This is a genomic window from Nonomuraea rubra, assembly GCF_014207985.1.
Classification (GTDB): Bacteria; Actinomycetota; Actinomycetes; order Streptosporangiales; family Streptosporangiaceae; genus Nonomuraea; species Nonomuraea rubra.
Genome location: NZ_JACHMI010000001.1, coordinates 136,611 through 155,663, shown reverse-complemented (window position 1 = coordinate 155,663; position 19,053 = coordinate 136,611). Strand labels below are relative to the sequence as shown.

Below are 19,053 nucleotides of genomic sequence, written 5' to 3'. Positions count from 1 at the left end.
TGTGGTTTACCTCAGGCCGTATCTCACATAGCGGTACGATTCGTCTTATCACTTAAGACATGCTCTAGAGTCGCACGGCATGACACCTTGGGAGATGGTCGCGGTGCTCGCGGCCGGCGTCGCGGGCGGGGCCATCAACACCGTCGTCGGGTCGGGATCGCTGATCACGTTCCCCACGCTGCTCGCGGTGGGCCTGCCGCCGATCACGGCCAACGTCTCCAACAACATCGGCCTGGTCCCCGGCGGGCTGACCGGCGTCGCGGGTTACCGCGCCGAGCTGAAGGGCCAGCGCGACCGGCTGCTCCGGCTGGCGCCCGCGTCCGTGGCGGGCGCGCTGGCGGGCGGGCTGCTGCTGCTCAACCTGCCGGAGAGCACGTTCACGGCGGTCGTGGTCGGGCTCATCGCGATGTCCTGCACGCTGGTCGTGATCCAGCCCCGGCTCAGCCGCGCGCTGGCCGACCGGCCCCGGCGCGCGCACGGCGGCCCCTGGCTCTGGCTGGGCGCGCTGGCGGCCGGCGCGTACGGCGGCTACTTCGGCGCCGGGCAGGGCATCCTGCTCATCGGCCTGATGGGCATCCTCATCGAGGAGGAGCTGCAGCGCGTCAACGCGGCCAAGAACGTGCTCGTCGTGCTGGTCAACGGCACGGCGGCCATCCTGTACACGCTCGTCGCCGACGTGGACTGGACGGCGGTGCTGCTGGTGGCGACGGGCTCGATGGCGGGCGGGTTCCTCGGCGCACGGCTGGGCCGCAGGCTGCCCGCCCCGATCCTGCGTGGCGTGATCGTGTGCATCGGCGTGGTGGCGATGGTGAAGCTCCTCACCGATTGAGCGGCTTGCGTCATAAATGAAAATCGTTACCATTGTCGGACATGCGCCTAGATCGTCGTGCCTTCCTGTCCGCCGCCGCTGCCGTGGCCCTGGCGGGCTGCGCGTCCCAGCCCACCGGTGGCACCACCTCCACGCAGCCCAGGAGGGGCGGCAGGCTGCGGGCCGCGTTCGCGGGCGGCGGCGCGCAGGAGAGCCTGGACCCGCACCTGGCCAACCTCTTCCTGGAGGCGTCGCGCTCCAAGGCCATGTTCGACAAGCTCGCCGACTACGGGACCGACGTGTCGATCGTGCCGCGCCTGGCCTCCCGCTGGGAGTCCGACGCCGAGCTGAGCACCTGGCGGATCACGCTGCGCGAGGCCGCCTTCCACGACGGCAAGCCGGTACGCGCCGCCGACGTGCTCCACAGCTACGCCCGCATCGCCGACGAGAAGCGCACCTTCCGCGCCAAGGCCAACCTCGCCCTCATCGACCTCAAGAACAGCCGCGCCGTCGGCGACCGCACGGTGGAGTTCCGCCTGAAGCGGCCGTACGCGGAGTTCCCCAACGTGCTGGCCGCCTTCGGCGCCTACATCGTGCCCGAGGGCGCCGACGAGTTCGCCAGGCCCGTCGGGTCCGGGCCGTTCACGTTCGGCTCGTTCCAGCCGGGACGCTCGCTGTTGGTCAGGCGCAACCCCGACTACTGGGACGGCGCCCCGTACGTGGACGAGCTCGAATACCTGATCGCCAACGAGGAGTCGGCGCGGGTGAACGCCGTGCTCGGCGGCCAGGCCGACTACGCGCACGACCTCACCCCCGCCACCGCCCGCACCCACGAGGCCGGCGGCCGGATGTCGATCATCCGGCTGAGCAACAGCGGCATGCAGGCGTTCGCGATGAAGGTGGACCGGCCGCCCTTCGACGACCCGCAGCTCCGCAAGGCCATGTTCCTGCTGGCCGACCGGTCGCAGCTGATCGACAGCGTGCTGGGCGGGGCCGGGCAGGTGGGCAACGACCTGTTCGGCAAGGACTACCTCTACTACGCCGCCGACATCCCGCAGCGCACCCCCGACCTCGAACAGGCGAAGTGGCTGATCGGCAAGGCCGGGGCGACGGGCCTGCAGATCCAGCTCGACACGTCGGCGGCGGCCAGCGGCTTCCTGGAGGCGGCCAGCGTCTTCGCCGACCAGGCGCGGCAGGCCGGGCTGGAGGTGAGCGCGAAGGTCGGCAACAAGGACACGTACTGGGCCGACGTGCTGAACAAGGGCACCATCTGCTGCTACCGCTCCGGCGCCATGCCCATCGAGACCCACCTCTCGCAGCGCCTGCTCACCAACTCCACCACGAACGCCACCAAGTGGGCCCGCCCCGAGTTCGACGCCCTCTACGACCAGGCGGTCGCCAGCCCCGACGAGGCTCGGCGGCGCGAGATCTACCAGGACATGCAGCGCACGCTGCATGCCGAGGGCGGCTTCCTCATCTGGGGCTTCGCCGACTGGCTGCTCGGCACCTCCCCCAGGCTGCGCGGCGTCGCCAACGCGCCCGCGAACACGCTCGACTGGGCCCGCTTCGACAAGGTGTGGCTCGGGTGAGGACTGTTCGCGTCCGGCATGGGAGATGTTTCACGTGAACCTGGCCCGATACGCGGTGCGCCGGGTGCTGCTCGGCGTGGCGCAGGTCGTGGCGGTGGCCTCGCTGGTGTTCGTGCTGACCGAGGCGCTGCCCGGCGACGCCGCCGTCGTGCTGGCCGGCGACATCCCGGACGAGGAGCGCATCGCGCAGCTCCGCGCCGCCCTGGAGCTGGACCGGCCGGCCGTCGAGCGGTGGGCGGACTGGCTGGCGGGGCTGGCGCACGGCGACCTGGGCGTCTCGCTGGTGTCCGGGCGGCCGGTGACCGGCGTGCTGGCCGACGGCCTGCCGCCGACGCTCGTGCTGGCCGGGCTCACGCTGCTGCTGCTCGTTCCCCTCGCCGTCGGGGCCGGCGTGATCGCCGCCGTACGGCAGGGCGGCCCGCTGGACCGGGCGCTCACCACCGTGACCGTCGGCCTGTACTCGATCCCCGAGTTCGCCCTCGGCGTGGTGCTCGTCGCGGTGTTCGCGGTGCGGCTCGGCTGGTTCCCGCCGACGGCGGTCGGCGCGCCCCCGAACCTGCTGGAGCAGCCCGCCCTGCTGGTGCTGCCGCTGGTGGTGCTGCTGGCCAGGCCGGTCTGCTCGATCAGCCGCCTGGTACGGGCCGGCATGGTCGACGCGCTGAACTCCGGCTACGCCGCCCACGCCCGCCGGCTCGGCCTCTCCCCCTGGCGGGTACGGCTCGCGCACGCGCTGCCGAACGCCCTGGCCCCCGGCGTGCAGCAGCTCGCCAGGACCACGGACTGGCTGCTCGGCGGAGTGATCGTGGTGGAGTCCGTGTTCGTGATCCCCGGGCTCGGCACCCTGCTGAACGACTCGGTGTCCGCCAGGGACATCCCGGTGATCCAGGCGTTGTGCGTGGTGTTCGCCACCACCACGGTGGTCGTGAACCTGGCCGCCGACCTGGGGGCGTACCGGCTGGTTCCCGGGAGTGCGCGGTGAGGAGACGGCATGGGTTCGGAGTCGTGCTGCTGGCCGTGCCGCTGGTGCTCGCGCTGGCCGGGCCATGGCTGGCGGGGACGCCCGAGCCGCGCGGGGTGTCCTTCTCCGCCGGCGGGCCGCTGGGCACCGACTTCGTCGGGCGGGACGTGTGGGAGCAGGTGCTGCTCGGCGGGCGTTCCGTGGTGGTGGTCGCGGTGCTAGCGACGCTGCTCGCGTACGCGGGCGGGGTGCCGCTGGGGCTGCTGGCGGGCCTGGCGGCGGCGCCGGCCGGGCGGCGGTGGGTGGACGAGGTGCTGATGCGGCCGCTGGACCTGCTGCTGGCGGTGCCGTCCCTGCTGCTGCTCGTCATGCTGGCCGCGCTGCTCTCGCCGGGGCCCGCCGCGCTGGTGGTGATCGTGGGGCTGATCGGGCTGCCGGAGGTCGTACGGATCTCGCGGGCGGCGGCGCTGCGGGCGGCGGGCAGCACCGCGATGGAGGCGCTGCGGCTGCAGGGGGAGACGTGGTGGCGGCGGGCCGTCGGGTACGCCGGGCGGTCGATGCTCACCACGCTGGCGGCCGACGTGGGCGTGCGCCTGGTCGGGGCGCTGTACCTGGTGGCCTCGGCCAGCTTCCTGGGCGTCGGCCTCGCACCGGACGCCAGCGACTGGGCCGTCATGGTGGATCGCAACCGGACCGGGATGTTCCTGCAGCCGTGGGCGGTGGTGGTGCCGGCGCTGCTGATCGTGTCCCTGTCGGTGGGGCTGAACCTGACCTTCGACCGGGCGGCGGTGCGCAGGTGATTCTCGAGGTGTCCGGGCTGCGGGCCGAGGCCGGCGGGCGGACGCTGGTGTCCGGGGTGTCGCTGGAGCTGGCGGCGGGCGAGGTGCTCGCGCTGGTGGGGGCCTCGGGCAGCGGCAAGACGACCACGGGGCTGGCGCTGCTCGGCGAGCACGCGCCCGGGGTGCGGGTGTCGGGTGAGGTGTGGCGGGCGCCGGGTGGGGTGGCGTACGTGCCGCAGCACCCGGCCGGCGTGCTGAACCCGGTGCGGCGGGTGGGCGGCGTCCTGCGGGAGGTCGCGCGTGCCCTGGACGCGGGCGGACCGCGGCGGGTCAGGGCTGACTCCAAGCAGGTCGACGAGCGGGTGCGGGAAGCCGCGCGGCGGGCGCGGTTGCCGCTGGAGCTGCTGCGCCGCTACCCGCACCAGCTCTCGGGCGGCCAGCAGCAGCGGGTCGTGCTGGCCCAGGCCCTGCTGCTGGACCCGGTCCTGATCGTCGCCGACGAGCCGACGACCGGCCAGGACGGGCTCATCCGCGCCGAGGTCATCGAGGAGTTCCGCGGGCTGCGCGCCCAGGACATCGCACTCGTGCTGCTCAGCCACGACCTGGCCATGGTGCGCGCGCTGGCCGACCGGGTGGCGGTGATGCACCGGGGCCGCGTCGTCGAGTCGGGCCCGGCCGCCGCCGTCCTCGACGCGCCCCGCCACGACTACACCCGCCGCCTCCTCGCCACCCGCCTCACCCCCCACACCCGCACTCACACCCCGTCGGACGCCGCGCCGCCGCTGCTCGACGTGCACCCTCGCACCCCGGCGGGCACCGCGCAGCCGCTGCTCGACGTGCGGGACCTGGTGGCCGGGCACCGTCGCACCCCGGTGCTCGACGGCGTGAGCCTGAGCGCCGCCGCCGGCGAGTGCGTGGCCGTGCTGGGCAGGTCGGGCAGCGGCAAGACCACGCTGGCCCGCTGCGTGGCCGGCCTGCACCGCCCCGCCTCGGGCACCATGACGCTGGACGGCCGCCCGCTCCCCCGCCAACTGCGCGCCAGGGCCCGCGACGTCCAGTACGTCTTCCAGGACGCCCGCGCCTCCTTCGACCCGTACCGGAGCGTGTCGGCCCAGCTCGCCCGCACCGCCGTACGGCTGCGCGGCGCCACCCCGGCGGAGGCGGCCACGAAGGCGCGCGCCATGCTGGAACGCGTCGGCCTGGACGAGCACACGGCGGCCCGCCGGCCGGACGCGCTGTCGGGCGGCGAGCTCCAGCGGGCCGCGCTCGCCCGCGCCCTGCTCGCCGAGCCGAAGCTGCTCATCTGCGACGAGATCACCTCCGGCCTGGACGCGCTCGTCCAGGCGGCCATCCTCGACCTGCTCGACGAGCTGCGCCGCGACCTCGGCCTCACCCTGCTGCTCATCAGCCACGACCCGGACGTGGTGGCCAGGCTCGCCGACCGGGTCCTCGAACTGGAGAAGGCATGAACCCCTACACCGTCAGGCCCGCCGAGCCCCGCCACGTGGAGGGCGCGCGCCGGGTCATGCTCGACACGTTCTACCGCGAGTTCGGCTACGGCTACCGCCCCGAGTGGCACTGGGACGTGATCGACCTGGAGGGCACGTACCTGCGGCCGGAGCGCCACACGCTCGTCGTGGCGCTGCACGGGGAGGAGGTGGTCGGCACCACCGCCGTACGCGCGGGCGGCCCGAAGAGCCCGCCGCATCCCGAGTGGCTGGCCAGGCTCTACCCGGACGCGAGCACGGCGCAGCTCTTCCGCGTGTACGTGGACCCGGCCCACCGCAGGCGCGGCCTGGCCCGCGAGCTGGTCGCCCAGGCCCGCCGGTTCGTGGCCGACGCCGGCTACCAGGCCCTCTACCTGCACACGGACACCCGGGTGGAGGGGGCGGAGAAGTTCTGGAGCTCGGTGGCGGAGCCGGTGTTCGACGCCCGCGACGGCGAGCCGGAGCACTTCCAGACCGTGCATTTCGAGATCGGCCTGTCGTGAGGGTCCGCTAGCCTCTCCCTTGATCATCCCCCGGTGAGATGTCGGCCATGCTCCGTCTCCTTGCCATCCTGGCGGCCACCGCGCCGAGCTTCTTATCCGCCTTCATGATCGTGGAGTGCGGCTATTTCGCCTACGAGGCGACGCAGCCGGCCCCGTCGGCGGCCGCGGTCTGGAGCACCGCCGGGTACACCTCGGAGCTGCTGCCGGGCGTGCTGGCGCTGCTCACCGCGACCCGCCTAGCCCGCCAGCCCCAGTAGGAACGCGACGGGCACGAACGCGACCGCCAGCCCCACCGCCCACCACCGGGGCGCGGGCCCTGCACGCAGCACCGTGACGCCGAGCGGCACCAGCGCGACGACCAGCCCGGCCAGCGCAACCAGCGAGACCGGGTCGGTGCTGCCCTTGAGCACGCCCAGCGGCAGCCCGGCCGCCAGCCCGAGCGCCATGCTCCTGACCAGCCCCAGCACCCTGGCCCGGTAGGCGGCGAACGCCAGCACGAGCCAGCCGCCCATGATGCAGACGTTGGTCGCCTTGAACACGTGGAAGGCGCCGTACGTGCCCTCGACCGCCCGCTGCGCGGCCTCCAGCCCGAGCACGTCCACGAGCTGGAACGCCAGATGGCTCACCCCGGCGTGGAACACCCGCCCGAACAGCCCGATCACGACCAGCGTCACGCCCCACCGCGCCCACGCGGACGGCCCGGTCCGCCGGCCCAGCGCGGTCACGGCGGGCCACAACAGCACGACCCCGGCCGCGTACAGGCCGTAGGACCAGGCCATCCGGCCCGGGTCGGCGGCGAACGCGGCGAGCTGGCCGGGAAAGAAGTCGTCCTCGCCCACTCGGGTGAGCACCCCGGCGGCGAGCAGCAGCGGCCCGAGCACCAGCCCGGCACCCTCGACCCAGCGGCCCGGCATCTCCTGATTCATACCGGCCATCCAAGCCGCGGCCGGGCATCCGCACACGGGCGCTACGGCGAGACCCTCAGGTAGTGCCCGCACTACCCCCGGGCAGCGGAAGGTGCGCGACGGCGTGGGCGGCGAGTCGCCGACGTGCGCTCGGGAGGTTACGGCGGGCGCGTCAGCGTGGGCCGGGACCTGATGACGGTCACCGCGGGGTGACCTCGCCGGACGTGCTCTCCCGGACGATGAGCCGGTGGGGCACCACGATCTCGGGGGGCGTGCCGATCTCCCCCCGGATCGACTCCAGCAGCGTGTCCACCGCCCGCCGCGCGATCTCCCCCTTGTCGGGAGCGATCGTGGTGAGGCTGGGCGTGCTGTACTGGCCTTCCTCGATGTCGTCCACCCCGACCACCGCCACGTCCTCGGGGACGCGGCGGCCCGCCCTGGTCAGCGCCCTGATCGCGCCCAGGGCCAGCAGGTCGTTGTAGCAGAACACCGCGTCGGGCGGCTCGGGCAGGGCCAGCAGCCGTTCCATGGCCTCGGCGCCCAGCCGCCGGTGGAAGTGCGCGGTGGGCACGATCAGCTCGTCGTCCACGTCCAGCCCGGCGCGGGCGTGCGCCTGACGGTAGCCGGCGGTGCGGAGCTGGGCCGTCTCCCCCGTCGCGTACGGCTGGTCGCCGATGGCGGCCACCCGGCGGCGGCCCAGGTCCAGCAGGTGGGCGGTGGCGTCGCGGGCGGCGGCCACGTTGTCGATGGCCACGTGGGGGAAGCTGCCGTTGAAGATGTGCTCGCCGAGCAGCACGATCGGCACGCGGTTGCCCCGGGCACGCAGCTCTTCGGCGGAGACCGACAGGGGGCTGAGCAGCAGGCCGTCGAACATCGTGGCCCGCGAGTCGCGCCCGAGCAGCTCGCGCTCCCTGTCGCCGTCGCCGTCGGTCTGGTCGATCATCACCACGTAGCCGTGGGCGCGGGCGGCCTTGATCACCTCGCGGGCCAGTTCGGCGAAGTACGGCACGTCCAGCTCGGGCACCACGAAGGCGATCATCCCCGTGCGTCCCTGTTTGAGGTTGCGGGCGATGAGGTTGGGGCGGTAGTCGAGCTCGTCGAGCGCCACCTGCACCCGGGCCCGCAGCTCGTCGGAGACCGGCGCGTAACCGTTGACGACGTTGGACACCGTACGGATGGACACGTTCGCCAGTTTCGCGACGTCGCGCAGGGTTGTACCGGCCATGCGTCTCCTATACCTCCGGGTGCCGTTCTTGGGAAGATCCTAAACCTGCTCTTGCATCGTTGCAGACGAGTATGCATTATGTCTGCATCGTTGCAGAGCAATCACAACGCCTTTTTCCGTCCGGCGAGGAGTCGAAAGATGACCACATCCCCCATCGGCCGCCGCGGCTTCCTCAAGGGAGCCCTCGGCGTCGGCGCGCTCGCCGCCACCGGCTCTCTCGCCGCCGCGTGCGCGGCCCCTGGCGGCGGCACCGGCGCGCAGCCGAGCAGGCTGGCCGCGCCGTCCGCGTCCGGCTCCGCCGCCAAGGGCGAGATCACGATCTGGAACCGGTCGGGGGACCTGTTCAAGGTGTTCGACGCCGCGATCGCCAAGTTCCGCGAGGCGTACCCGAACGTCAAGGTCAATCACCAGGCCGTGGACATCGACGCCAAGCTGGCCAACACGCTGATCAGCGGCACCGACGTGCCCGACGGCAGCTTCTGGGACGACGCCAAGATCGGCGGGCAGGCCGAGCACCTGTTCGACCTGACGGACCTGATCGCGCCGTACAAGGAGCAGACCTCGGCGTACAAGCTGTCGGTGAACACCGTGGACGGCAAGATCTACGGCGTCCCGTGGGACCTGGACCCCGGCCTGCTCTGGTACCGCGAGGACGTCCTGGAGAGCGCCGGCGTGGACCCGGCGAGCCTGGCCACGTACGACGACCTGCTCGCCGCCTCCAGGACGATCAAGGAGAAGGACCCCAAGACCAGGCCCATCCACCTGGAGAAGACCCCGTTCCTCAGCCAGCTCTGGCTGGAGATGCTGGCCAACCAGCAGGGCACGAGCCTCACCGACGCCCAGGGCAAGCTGCGGCTCGACTCCGAGGAGTACCGGCGGATCTTCACCTGGATCCAGACCGCGGTCAAGGACGGCCTCGTCACCCACGCCCCCTACCTGGAGCAGGCCGACGTCAACACGCTCGACAACGGCCAGCAGGTGTTCGTGCCGTGGGCGATCTGGTGGTCGTTCGCGCCGCAGCAGCTGCTCAAGAACACCAAGGGCAAGTGGCGGGCCGCGCCGCTGCCCGCCTGGACGCCGGGCGGCGCGCGCAGCGGCGCGATGGGCGGCAGCAGCTTCATCATCCCCGCCAAGGCCAAGAACCCGGAGCTGGCCTGGCTGCTGTACGAGTTCCTGTGCTTCAAGGAGCCCGGCTACACCGCCGTGTACGGCCCCAACGACGTCTACCCCGGCGGCCTGTCCACCTCGATCCCCAGCTACACGCCCGCCGCCGATCCGGCCAAGCCGCTGTTCAAGCCGATCGAGGCGCTCGGCGGCCAGGACCTGTGGAAGGTGGCCGTCGAGGCCGGCGCGAGCATCCCGGCCGCCGCGCCGATCCCGTGGTGGTGGGCGCAGTCGGTGGACTACCTGGGCAACAACATGCAACGCCTGATGGAAGGCAAGATGTCCCCTGACCAGGTGATCAGCGAGTCGGCGGAGAAGATCCAGAAGAACCTGATCGACCGCTCATGAGGCTGCGCTCCATACGGCTGACGCCGTACGTGTTCATCGCGCCGTTCTTCGTGGTCTTCGGCGCGTTCGGGCTCTACCCGCTGATCTACGCGCTGCAGCTCAGCTTCATGCGCTGGCGGGGCGGCAGCGAGGCCCGCTGGGTCGGCCTCGACAACTACCTGTACCTGCTGACCAGCCCGGAGTTCTGGTCCTCGCTCGGCAACAGCGCCGTCATGTGGCTGCTCATCGTGCCGATCCAGATCGTGGCCGGGCTGGGCGGCGCGGTGCTGCTGGCCAACGCCAAGCTGCGGCTGCGGGGGTTCTTCCGGGTGGCGTTCATCGCGCCGTTCGTGACCCCGCTGGTGGCCATGGCGCAGGTGTGGATCGTGGTGTTCGACCAGGACTACGGCCTGATCAACTACCTGCTCAACATGGTGGGCCTGCCCGACGTGGGCTGGCTGACCTCCACGGCCTGGTCCAAGCCCACGCTGGCGCTGCTGTTCCTGTGGAAGACCACCGGGTTCGCGATCATCATCCTGCTCGCGGGCCTGCAGGCGGTACCCGGCGGCGTGTACGAGGCCGCCTCGCTCGACGGCGCCTCCCGCTGGCGGCAGTTCTGGTCGATCACCGTGCCGCTGGTACGCCGGAGCATGGCGTTCCTCGTGGTCATCCAGACGCTGGCCGTCTTCCAGATGTTCGCCGAGCCGTTCGTGGTCACCGAGGGCGGCCCGTACGGCTCCACCACCACCGCGGGGCTCTACCTGTACGACCACATCACCGCCTCCGACCTGGGCACCGGCGCCGCGAACTCGTTCCTGCTGGTCCTGCTGGTCTTCGGCCTGTCGCTGGTCTCGGTCAGGATGCTGCGCCCGAAGGACGAGGTGTCATGAGCCAGAACAGACCGGGGATCGGGCAGTACGTCCTGCTGACGCTGCTCGCGATCGTGTTCCTCTACCCGATCTGGTGGGCGGTCAGCTCCTCGCTCAAGCCGGCGGCCGAGATCATCGCCAGCCCGCTGTCGATCGGCGAGCTGACGCTCGACAACTACCGGGCGATGTTCGCCGACGTGCCGATCGGCACCGGGTTCCTGAACACGGCGATCGTGCTGCTGGTCAAGGGCGGGATGACGATGGTCTTCTGCCCGCTGGCCGGTTACGCCTTCGCCAAGTACGACTTCCCGTTCAAGAACCTGCTCTTCGGCGTCGTGCTGCTGACTCTGATGTTGCCGACCCTGGTGCTGATCATCCCGCTGCTGCTGGAGATGAGCGCGCTGGGCTGGGTGAACACGTACCAGGCGCTGATCCTGCCGGGCAGCGTGGACGCGTTCAGCATCTTCTGGATGCGGCAGACGATCGCCGCCATCCCGAACGAGCTGATCGACGCCGGGCGGGTGGACGGGGCCGGCGAGTTCGGCATCTTCTACAAGGTCGTGCTGCCGGTCATCCGGCCGGGGCTGGCCGCGCTGGCCGTGCTGACCACCATGAACATCTACAACGACTTCGTCTGGCCGGTCGTCGCCGTCAACGACACCGCGCACCAGACCCTCCAGGTGGTGCTGTCCACGCTGGCCCAGAACGTCACCGGCAACCGCATCGGCGCCGACTTCGCCACCGTGTGGGGCGAGCTGCTGGCCGCCGGGAGCATCGCCATGCTGCCACTGCTGGTGATCTTCGTACTGCTGCAGCGCCACTTCATCAACGGCATCCTCGCGGGCAGCGTCAAGGGCTGACCCGGATCATGAAAGAGAGCATCATGGAGTACCCCCGCCCCCACTTCGACCGGTCACACTCCTGGTCGAGCCTGAACGGCGACTGGGACTTCCGGGCCGGCACCGATCAGGACTACGGCCGGACCATCACCGTGCCCTTCGCCTGGGAGACCCCCGCGTCGGGCATCGAGGCCCACTGGCTGCCCGAGGCCTGGTACCGCCGCACGTTCACCGTTCCCGCCGGATGGGCGGGGCAGCGGGTGGTGATCCAGTTCGGCGCCGTGCACCACGAGGCCACCGTGTGGGTCAACGACGTCGAGGTAGCCGGTCACCGGGGCGGTTACACGCCGTTCGAGGCCGACATCACCGACGCGCTCCGCGCCCAAGGTGATCAGGAGGTCGTGGTACGGGTCTCGGCGCCGCTGGACAAGCGCGAGCTCGCGCACGGCAAGCAGCGCAGCATCCCGCGCGACGACTTCGACGGCGTCTGCTTCACGCCCTCCTCGGGCATCTGGCAGAGCGTGTGGCTGGAGGCCAGGCCGGCGACGTACCTGGCCGGGCTGAAGCTGCGCCCGTCGGACGGGCTGGACGCCATCGAGGTCGAGGCCCGCGTCTCCGGTACCGCCGAGGCCACGCTGGTGCTGAGCCTGCGCGGCACCGACCTGAGCGTCGAGGTCCCGGTCGTGAACGGCCTGGCCGAGACCGTGATCCCGGTGGCCGAGCCGCGCCTGTGGTCGCCAGGCGACCCGCACCTCTACCACGTGGACGCCACGCTGACCTCGGCCGACGGCACCGACACCGTCGCCGCCTACACCGGGCTGCGCCGCATCGAGGTGATCGGCGAGGACCTGTACCTCAACGGCAGCCGCCTGTTCGTGCGCGGCGTGCTCGACCAGGGGTACTGGCCGCTGACCGGCATCACCCCGCCCGACGACGCCGCGCTGCGCCGCGACATCGAGCTGGCCGCCAAGGCCGGCTACAACCTGGTGCGCAAGCACCTCAAGCTGGAGGACCCGCGCTTCGTCCACCACGCCGACGTGCTCGGCATGCTGGTGTGGGCCGAGCCGGCCGCGACCGGCCGCTTCTCCGCCGACTCGGTGGCGGCGTTCGAGGAGCAGATCGCGCCCATGGTCGAGCGTGACGGCAACTCCCCCGCGATCATCATCTGGGGCCTCTACAACGAGGAGTGGGGCCTCGACTGGGACATCCCCGGCGACCCGGCCAAGCAGGCGGCGGCGGCGCGGGCGTACGACCTGCTCAAGGCGCTCGACCCGAGCAGGCCCGCTGTGGACAACTCCGGCTGGACGCACGTCAAGACGGACCTACTCGACTGGCACTACTACGACGAGTCCGCCGCCTCCTGGGGGCGGACGGTCGCCGCCCTGCTGAACGGCGAGCAGGACGACTTCCCCGTCAAGCTCGGCCCCGACTTCGTGGTGCGCAAGAAGCTCGCCGGCGCCCCCGGCCAGCCGCTGCGCGGCCTGCCCAACCTCAACAGCGAGTACGGCACCGGCTTCACCTCCGTCGAGCGCGGCTGGCAGCTCCGCTGGCAGACCCAGGAGCTGCGCCGCCACGACCGCGTGGCCGGCTACGTCTACACCGAGCTGTACGACATCGAGCACGAGTCGGCCGGCCTGCTCGACTTCGAGCGCCGCGCCAAGGACCTGGCCGGCGTGGACCCGGCCGACGTGAACGCCACCACCACGCTCGTGCTCGACGTCGTGCCCGTCGCGCCCGGCCGCGACCTGCTCAGCGAGTCGCGCGAGGTGAGCGTGCCCGTACGCGTCTCGCACCACGGCGGCGAGCCGGTCAACGGGCACCTGCACACCGCCTGGACCCCGGTCTTCGGCCCCGCGCCCGCGTCCCCCGGGGTGGAGGGCCCGTGGATCGAGGCCAAGCCGTTCCTGCTCAGCGCCGCGACCGAGGTGCGCGCCGAGCTGCCGGACGGCTGGACCAGCGGGCGCCTGCACCTCGCCCTGGTCAGCGACGGCGCAGTCGTGGCCCGCTCCGCCGTGGACGTCGACACCTTCACCGGCTTCGTCATCGGAGACAACCGATAGGAGAGATCAGCACGTGCGACTCACATCCCCCGCGCGGCTTCTGACCGCGTTAGCCCTGATCGCCACCTGCTTGGCAGCACTGGCCGGCCCCGCTTCCGCGGCCCCCGCCGGCCAGGTGCTCTACTCCCCCAACCTGACCACGTTCCCCCAGGGTGACGCCAGCTACCCGAGGGCGGTCAGGCTCGACCACGACGGCTCGGCGAACGAGACGATGCTGGCCACGTTCGCCAGGCGCGGCCACAACGCGCCCGCCTCGTTCCCCGTCTACCGCAGCACCGACGGCGGCCGCACCTGGTCGGCGAACCCGATCTCCACCATCACGTCCCATACGCCTGGCTGGGGGATCGGGGCGCCGGTCCTGTACGAGGTGCCGCGCACGGCCAACGGCCTCAACCAGGGCGACATCCTGGCCGCCGGGACCGCCTGGGTGGACGGCGACTACACGGCGCAGAAGGTCGAGGTGTTCAAGAGCACCGACCACGGCGTGACGTGGACGTACCTGTCGAACTGCACGCAGACCAGCGGCCTGCCCGACACGATCGGGCACGGCATCTGGGAGCCGTGGTTCCTGCTCGCCCCGAACAACACCCTGGCCTGCTTCATCTCCGACGAGCGGCCCGCGAACAGCGCCACGAACAACCAGGTCATCGGCCACTACACCTCCACCAACGGCGGCCAGACCTGGAGCGCCACGATGACCCTGGACGTGGCCTTCCCCGCCGACAACCTGGCCAGGCCCGGCATGTCGATCGTCACGGGGCTGCCGAACGGCACGTTCCTGATGGCGTACGAGCTGTGCAGGGACGCCACGGACGCCGACCACGCGTGCGAGGTGTACGTCAAGACCAGCTCCGACGGCCTCAACTGGGGCTCGGGCGCGGGAACCCTGGTGCGCACGGCGGACCAGCGGGAGCTGCTGCACACCCCGTACGTCGCCTGGCTGCCCGGCGGCGGCGCGAACGGCACGCTGCTGCTGTCGGGCCAGCGCGTCGTGGCGGGGCCGACCGGCAACAAGACCGTGCTGGGCGAGTCCGGCCAGGTGCTGTTCGCCAACACCAACCTGGGCGCCGGCGCGTGGACCGAGATCGAGGCCCCGGCGCTCACCTCGCCCACCGGCGGCTACAACCCGGGCGAGCCGTCCTGCCCCGGCTACAGCTCCCCCATCGTGCCGTCCGCCAACGGCACCGGCTTCCTCTACCTGACCGCCACCCACCTGACAGGCAACCAGTGCCAGGTCAGGTACGGCCTCGGCACGCTGCCCGGCAAGGCCGTCCAGGTCACCGGCCCCGGCGGCAAGTGCCTGGACGTCGACACCAACACCAACGCCAACGGCAACGCCGCCCAGCTCTGGGACTGCGGCGTGGCCACCGGCCAGCGCTGGTCCAAGCACCCGGAGGGCAGCCTGCGCGCCTTCGGCAAGTGCCTGGACGTGGACGCGCAGGGCACCGCCAACCACACCAAGGTGCAACTGTGGGAGTGCAACGGCAGCGGCGCCCAGAAGTGGGTGCACCGCTCTGACGGCTCCCTGTTCAACCCGCAGTCGGGCCGCTGCCTGGACGCCCCGCAGGGCGCCACCGCCAACGGCACGAAGCTGCAGATCTACGACTGCAACGGCCTGTTCCCGCAGCAGTGGAGCATCCCCGCCTAGCAGCGGGAGTCTCCGGGGGGCGTGGCGACCGAGTCGCCGCGTCCCCTCTCAGGCGAACGGCTGGGCGAGCTGGTCGAGCGTCTCGCTCATGACCTCGCGCAGCGTGCGCTCCTCCCGCTCCTCAGACCACAGGTGCGTGGCCACCCGCAGCCCCACCAGGAAGGCCGCGGCCAGCACCCTGGGCGGCACCGTGGTGGGCCGGTCGGCGACGGCGTCGGCGAGGTCGCGTTCCAGGCCCGCGTGGTTGGCGAGCTGGCGGGCCAGCAGGGAGGGGTGGCGCTTGGCCAGGCGGGCCCGCAGGGACCACTCGCGCTGCGGCTCCCCCAGCTCCTGGTGCAGATCCTCGATGGAGGCCCGCAGCGCCTGCCAGGCCGTGAACCCGGCGGGCTGGGCGCGTACCTGCTCCACCAGGGCGAGGATGCGCTGCTCCTCCCCGTAGAGGAGCGCGTCCTCCTTGCCGGAGAAGTAGTTGGAGAACGTGCGCCGCGAGATGTTGGCGGCGTCGGCGATCGCCTCGACGGTGACGGCGTCGAGGCCGTGCTCGACCACGAGCCGCAGGGCCGCCTCGTGCACGGCCTGGCGGGTCTCGGCCTTCTTGCGTTCCCGCAGCCCCACGGTGGTCTCCATGATGGACGCCAGCCTACCTGTGGAAGGCGTGCGAGCCCCGGCTGCGGTCAGGGCTCGCACAAGATCATTATCGCGCATCAAGATCACTTGTGGGACCCGGACGTCCGTAAGACCCGGGTCTGACGGCTGCATCCGACAGGCGATGGACGAAACAGTGCGGAGCCAGCACACTCGCGAGGTGTATGGAGAGAACCTGCCACTGTTACGGAGACCCCGATGGCAAGCCTGGCTTCTCCTGCGCTGGTCGGGCGGGACACCCCGCTGCGATTACTCATCGGCGCCCTCACCTGCCCGCCCGCCGTCATCCAGGTGCAGGGCGAGGCGGGGATCGGCAAGACCAGCCTCGTCCGAGCCGCGATCGAGCCGCTCACCTCGCCTGACAGGACCGTGCTGATCGGCCACTGTCACCAGATCCGCGAGCCGTTCCCGTACGGGCCGGTGTTCGACGCGCTGCGCCACGTGGCAGCGGCCCTGCCCGAGCGCGACCTGCTCAACCCGGTCACCGGAGCGCTCCGCGGCTACCTGCCCGAGCTGGCGGGACACCTGCCGCCCGCGCCGTCCCCGCCGCCCATGGGCGACCCGCGCGCCGAGCGGCACCACCTCTTCCGCGCCGTGCACGCGCTGCTGGGCGCGGCCGGGATGGTGGTGCTGGTGGTCGAGGACCTGCACTGGGCCGACGACGGCACCCGCGACCTGCTGCGCTTCCTCACCGACCAGCCGCCCGAGGGGCTGGCGCTGGTGGTGACGTTCCGGCGGGAGGAGCTGCCGGTGCCGGGGCTGCCGTTCGGGCACGCGTACCGGCGCTCGCCCGGGGTGCGCAGCGAGGTGATCTCGCTGACGCCGCTCGACGTCGAGGGCGTGCGCAGGCTCGCCGGGGCGCTGCTCGCGTCGCCCCCCGGTCTGGCGTTCGCCGCCAAGCTGCACGAGCGTACGGCGGGGGTGCCGTTCGTGATCGAGGAGGTGGTGCGGTCGCTGCTGGACGGCGAGGGCCGGCTGCCCGAGCCCGAGGCGCTCGACCGGATGGGCGTGCCGGTGCTGCTGCGCGAGGCCATGGCCGAACGCCTCACCGGGCTGTCACCCGCCGCGCTCAGCGCCGTCCGCGCCGCCGCCGTCCTGCGCCTGCCCGCGGAGGAACCGCTGATCAACGCCGTCTCCGGCGCCCCGGGCCCGCCCCTGCCCGGCCCCGTGGAGCCGGGCCGGGAGTCGCACGGCGGGGCGGGGTTGAGCGAGGCGTTGCGGGCCGGGGTGTTGCGCGAGCAGCCCGACGGCCTGTACGGGTTCCGCCACGCGCTCGCCCAGCAGGCCGTCTACGACGCCGTCCCCGGCCCCGACCGCAGGCTCACGCACCGCCGCGCCATGGCCGCGCTGGCCGCGCTCGACCCGCCGCCCCTGGTCCAGCTCGCCCACCACGCCCGCCACGCCGGCGACTTCGCCGCGTGGCAGCGGCACGGCAGCGCCGCCGCCGACCACGCCGCCGCGATCGGTGACATCCCGCTGGCCGTGGAGCTGCTCGAAGGGCTGCTCGCCGACCCGAAGCTGCCCAGGCAGGCGCGCGGGCCGCTGGCGCTCAGGCTCAGCCGCGTCGCCGCGATCGGCCTGTCGCACCGCCGCGCCGTCCGCCTCCTGCGCCACCTCCTGTCCGACGACTTCCTGTCCCCCCAGGTACGCGGCGAGGCCCGGCTCAACCTCGGCGTGCTGCTGTCCAACCAGGCCGGCGCGATCACCGCGGGCCGGCAGGAGATCCTCGCCGCGCTCCCCGACCTGGCCGGCAGCCCCTCCCTGGCCGCCCGCGGCCTGGCGCTGCTGGCGATGCCCGTGTGGGGCGGCGAGCCGCTGGCCATGCACGAGGAGTGGATGGGCCAGGCGGAGAAGCTGCTGGTGGAGGGCCAGGATCCCGAGCTGTCGGCCGCCGTCCTGGCCAACAAGGTGAGCCTGGCCATGCTCGTCGGCTCGCCCGAGGCGTTCGAGCTGGCCGGCACGCTGCCGGTCAACGACCCGTCCATCGCCGTACGCAGGCAGGTGGCGCGCGGCTACTCCAACCTGTACGACGCCGCGCTCGCACTCGGGCACTACGCCGCCGCCGGGCGGTTCGCCGAGCGGAGCAGGCGCGTCGCCGACGAGACCGGCGCGCTGTACCCGGCGTTCCTGGTGGAGATGTCGTCGATCCGGCTCGACCTGCTGACCGGCCGCTGGGACGGCCTGCGCGAGCGGGCGCTGGCCGCCGTCGAGATGACGTACGAGGCGCCGCTGCTCGCGGTGGAGGCCCGGCTCGCGCTCGGCGTGCTCGCCCTGGCCAGAGGGGAGTGGGACGAGGCCGGCGAGCACCTGGAAGCGGCCGGCGTGCGGGACCTGGACTCGGGTTTCCTGCCGGTCGCCCTGGCCGGGTCGAGCGGGCTGGTCGAGCTCCACCTGACCAGGGGCGCGCTGGAGCCGGCGCTGGCGGCGGCCGACCTGGCGGTAACCCGGCTGCGGCGCAAGGGCGTGTGGGTGTGGGGCGACCAGCTCGTCCCCGCCGCCGTCGCCGCCCTGCTCAAGGCCGGCCGGCCGGAGGCGGCGGCCGGGCTGGTCGGGGAGTTCGCGGCGGGCATCGACGGCAGGGACGCGCCGTCCGCGCACGCCGGGCACGACCTGGCCAGAGGCGCGCTGGCCGGCCACGCGGGCCGGCCCGAGGAGGCGGCGCGAAGCTACGCGCGGGCGCGGGCCGCGTACCTGGCGATGCCGCGCCCGTACGCGGCGGCCCGCGCGGCCGAACTGGAGGCGAGCGCCTGGCTCGCCGCGGCGAACCGCACCGGCACGCCCGCCTCGGACGCCGCCGCCCGCAGCACACCCGCGTCAACCGCCGCCGCGCGCCCCGCGCCCGCGGGCCGGGAGCCGGCAGACGGCTCGGAGCGGGGCTCGGGTCGGGAGCGGGCCGCTGGGCTGGTCGCCGAGGCCGCCGAGCGGTACGCGGCGCTCGGCGCGACGCACGATGCCGCGCGCTGCCGGCGGCTGCTGCGCGAGCTGGGCCCCGACCGGCCGCCGGCGCGCCGGAGCAGGAAGGCCGGCGACGGGGTGCTGTCGCCGCGCGAGAGCGAGGTGGCCAGGCTGGTGGCGCTGGGCCGGACGAACAGGGAGATCGCCGAGGTGCTGTTCCTGTCCCAGCGTACGGTGGACACGCACGTCGCCCGCGTGCTGCAGAAGCTCGGCGTGCGCACCAGGGCGGACGTGCGAGAGCCCCGGCCGGAGGACCGGCCGGGGCCCGTCACCCCCGAGTCGTGAGGGAGGC

General features: G+C 72.6%; 16 protein-coding genes. 13 read left to right on the top strand and 3 right to left on the bottom strand.

Translation table 11 applies throughout. The features are described from left to right. The first annotated feature begins 79 nt into the window (after window positions 1–79). From HD593_RS00700 to HD593_RS00670, 7 genes are read left to right on the top strand one after another with little or no spacing between them, the layout of a single operon-like run. Window positions 80–829 (top strand): sulfite exporter TauE/SafE family protein, encoded by a 750-nt coding sequence (locus tag HD593_RS00700; RefSeq protein WP_185100206.1) that lies wholly within the window; start codon window positions 80–82, stop codon window positions 827–829. Between the two features lie 41 nt (window positions 830–870). Further along, window positions 871–2,397: an ABC transporter substrate-binding protein gene (locus HD593_RS00695; RefSeq protein ID WP_185100205.1), complete on the top strand. Its 1,527-nt coding sequence runs from the start codon at window positions 871–873 to the stop codon at window positions 2,395–2,397. 34 nt (window positions 2,398–2,431) lie between these two features. Next, the gene (locus HD593_RS00690; protein WP_312903299.1) at window positions 2,432–3,376 is read left to right on the top strand and encodes an ABC transporter permease; all 945 of its coding nucleotides are present in this window, start codon (window positions 2,432–2,434) and stop codon (window positions 3,374–3,376) included. Then, complete coding sequence (locus HD593_RS00685; protein WP_185100203.1) at window positions 3,373–4,155, top strand: ABC transporter permease subunit; 783 nt, start codon at window positions 3,373–3,375, stop codon at window positions 4,153–4,155. The genes HD593_RS00690 and HD593_RS00685 overlap by 4 nt, the downstream gene beginning before the upstream one ends. Continuing rightward, window positions 4,152–5,603, top strand: a complete 1,452-nt coding sequence (locus tag HD593_RS00680) for an ABC transporter ATP-binding protein (protein WP_185100202.1) — start codon at window positions 4,152–4,154, stop codon at window positions 5,601–5,603. The genes HD593_RS00685 and HD593_RS00680 overlap by 4 nt, the downstream gene beginning before the upstream one ends. Continuing rightward, a complete protein-coding gene (locus HD593_RS00675) occupies window positions 5,600–6,124 on the top strand; it encodes a GNAT family N-acetyltransferase (RefSeq protein WP_185100201.1) in 525 nt (174 codons plus the stop codon). The genes HD593_RS00680 and HD593_RS00675 overlap by 4 nt, the downstream gene beginning before the upstream one ends. 47 nt (window positions 6,125–6,171) lie before the next feature. Beyond that, window positions 6,172–6,381, top strand: a complete 210-nt coding sequence (locus HD593_RS00670) for a hypothetical protein (RefSeq protein WP_185100200.1) — start codon at window positions 6,172–6,174, stop codon at window positions 6,379–6,381. Here the strand turns inward: HD593_RS00670 and HD593_RS00665 are convergent. After that, on the bottom strand, window positions 6,361–7,050 hold the full coding sequence (locus HD593_RS00665; RefSeq protein ID WP_246546093.1) for a hypothetical protein: 690 nt from the start codon (window positions 7,048–7,050) through the stop codon (window positions 6,361–6,363). The two genes, HD593_RS00670 and HD593_RS00665, sit on opposite strands and share 21 nt — an antisense overlap. A gap of 178 nt (window positions 7,051–7,228) precedes the next feature. After that, window positions 7,229–8,254: a LacI family DNA-binding transcriptional regulator gene (locus HD593_RS00660; RefSeq protein WP_185100198.1), complete on the bottom strand. Its 1,026-nt coding sequence runs from the start codon at window positions 8,252–8,254 to the stop codon at window positions 7,229–7,231. Between the two features lie 138 nt (window positions 8,255–8,392). Between HD593_RS00660 and HD593_RS00655 the strand changes: the two genes are divergently transcribed. From HD593_RS00655 to HD593_RS00635, 5 genes are read left to right on the top strand one after another with little or no spacing between them, the layout of a single operon-like run. Beyond that, on the top strand, window positions 8,393–9,766 hold the full coding sequence (locus HD593_RS00655; RefSeq protein ID WP_185100197.1) for an extracellular solute-binding protein: 1,374 nt from the start codon (window positions 8,393–8,395) through the stop codon (window positions 9,764–9,766). Further along, the gene (locus tag HD593_RS00650) at window positions 9,763–10,635 is read left to right on the top strand and encodes a carbohydrate ABC transporter permease (RefSeq protein ID WP_185100196.1); all 873 of its coding nucleotides are present in this window, start codon (window positions 9,763–9,765) and stop codon (window positions 10,633–10,635) included. Before HD593_RS00655 ends, HD593_RS00650 begins: the two co-directional genes overlap by 4 nt. Continuing rightward, window positions 10,632–11,474, top strand: a complete 843-nt coding sequence (locus HD593_RS00645; protein WP_185100195.1) for a carbohydrate ABC transporter permease — start codon at window positions 10,632–10,634, stop codon at window positions 11,472–11,474. Before HD593_RS00650 ends, HD593_RS00645 begins: the two co-directional genes overlap by 4 nt. A gap of 23 nt (window positions 11,475–11,497) precedes the next feature. Further along, a complete protein-coding gene (locus tag HD593_RS00640) occupies window positions 11,498–13,513 on the top strand; it encodes a glycoside hydrolase family 2 protein (protein WP_221524555.1) in 2,016 nt (671 codons plus the stop codon). Between the two features lie 13 nt (window positions 13,514–13,526). After that, a complete protein-coding gene (locus HD593_RS00635) occupies window positions 13,527–15,161 on the top strand; it encodes a sialidase family protein (protein WP_185100193.1) in 1,635 nt (544 codons plus the stop codon). 48 nt (window positions 15,162–15,209) lie between these two features. Here the strand turns inward: HD593_RS00635 and HD593_RS00630 are convergent, their stop codons facing one another. Further along, entirely contained in the window at window positions 15,210–15,788 is a 579-nt protein-coding gene (locus tag HD593_RS00630) for a TetR/AcrR family transcriptional regulator (protein ID WP_185100192.1), read from the bottom strand. Window positions 15,789–16,004: 216 nt separating this feature from the next. On the opposite strand from HD593_RS00630, the gene HD593_RS00625 reads away from it, so the two are divergent. Continuing rightward, on the top strand, window positions 16,005–19,046 hold the full coding sequence (locus tag HD593_RS00625) for an ATP-binding protein (protein ID WP_185100191.1): 3,042 nt from the start codon (window positions 16,005–16,007) through the stop codon (window positions 19,044–19,046). The last annotated feature ends 7 nt before the right edge of the window (window positions 19,047–19,053 follow it).

Coding starts and splice junctions, on each gene's coding strand:
- HD593_RS00650 (WP_185100196.1), top strand. CDS start 9,763: ATGAGGCTGCGCTCCATACGGCTGACGCCGTACGTGTTCATCGCGCCG.
- HD593_RS00670 (WP_185100200.1), top strand. CDS start 6,172: ATGCTCCGTCTCCTTGCCATCCTGGCGGCCACCGCGCCGAGCTTCTTA.
- HD593_RS00640 (WP_221524555.1), top strand. CDS start 11,498: ATGGAGTACCCCCGCCCCCACTTCGACCGGTCACACTCCTGGTCGAGC.
- HD593_RS00625 (WP_185100191.1), top strand. CDS start 16,005: ATGGCAAGCCTGGCTTCTCCTGCGCTGGTCGGGCGGGACACCCCGCTG.
- HD593_RS00695 (WP_185100205.1), top strand. CDS start 871: ATGCGCCTAGATCGTCGTGCCTTCCTGTCCGCCGCCGCTGCCGTGGCC.
- HD593_RS00665 (WP_246546093.1), bottom strand. CDS start 7,050: ATGAATCAGGAGATGCCGGGCCGCTGGGTCGAGGGTGCCGGGCTGGTG.
- HD593_RS00645 (WP_185100195.1), top strand. CDS start 10,632: ATGAGCCAGAACAGACCGGGGATCGGGCAGTACGTCCTGCTGACGCTG.
- HD593_RS00660 (WP_185100198.1), bottom strand. CDS start 8,254: ATGGCCGGTACAACCCTGCGCGACGTCGCGAAACTGGCGAACGTGTCC.
- HD593_RS00675 (WP_185100201.1), top strand. CDS start 5,600: ATGAACCCCTACACCGTCAGGCCCGCCGAGCCCCGCCACGTGGAGGGC.
- HD593_RS00655 (WP_185100197.1), top strand. CDS start 8,393: ATGACCACATCCCCCATCGGCCGCCGCGGCTTCCTCAAGGGAGCCCTC.
- HD593_RS00630 (WP_185100192.1), bottom strand. CDS start 15,788: ATGGAGACCACCGTGGGGCTGCGGGAACGCAAGAAGGCCGAGACCCGC.
- HD593_RS00700 (WP_185100206.1), top strand. CDS start 80: ATGACACCTTGGGAGATGGTCGCGGTGCTCGCGGCCGGCGTCGCGGGC.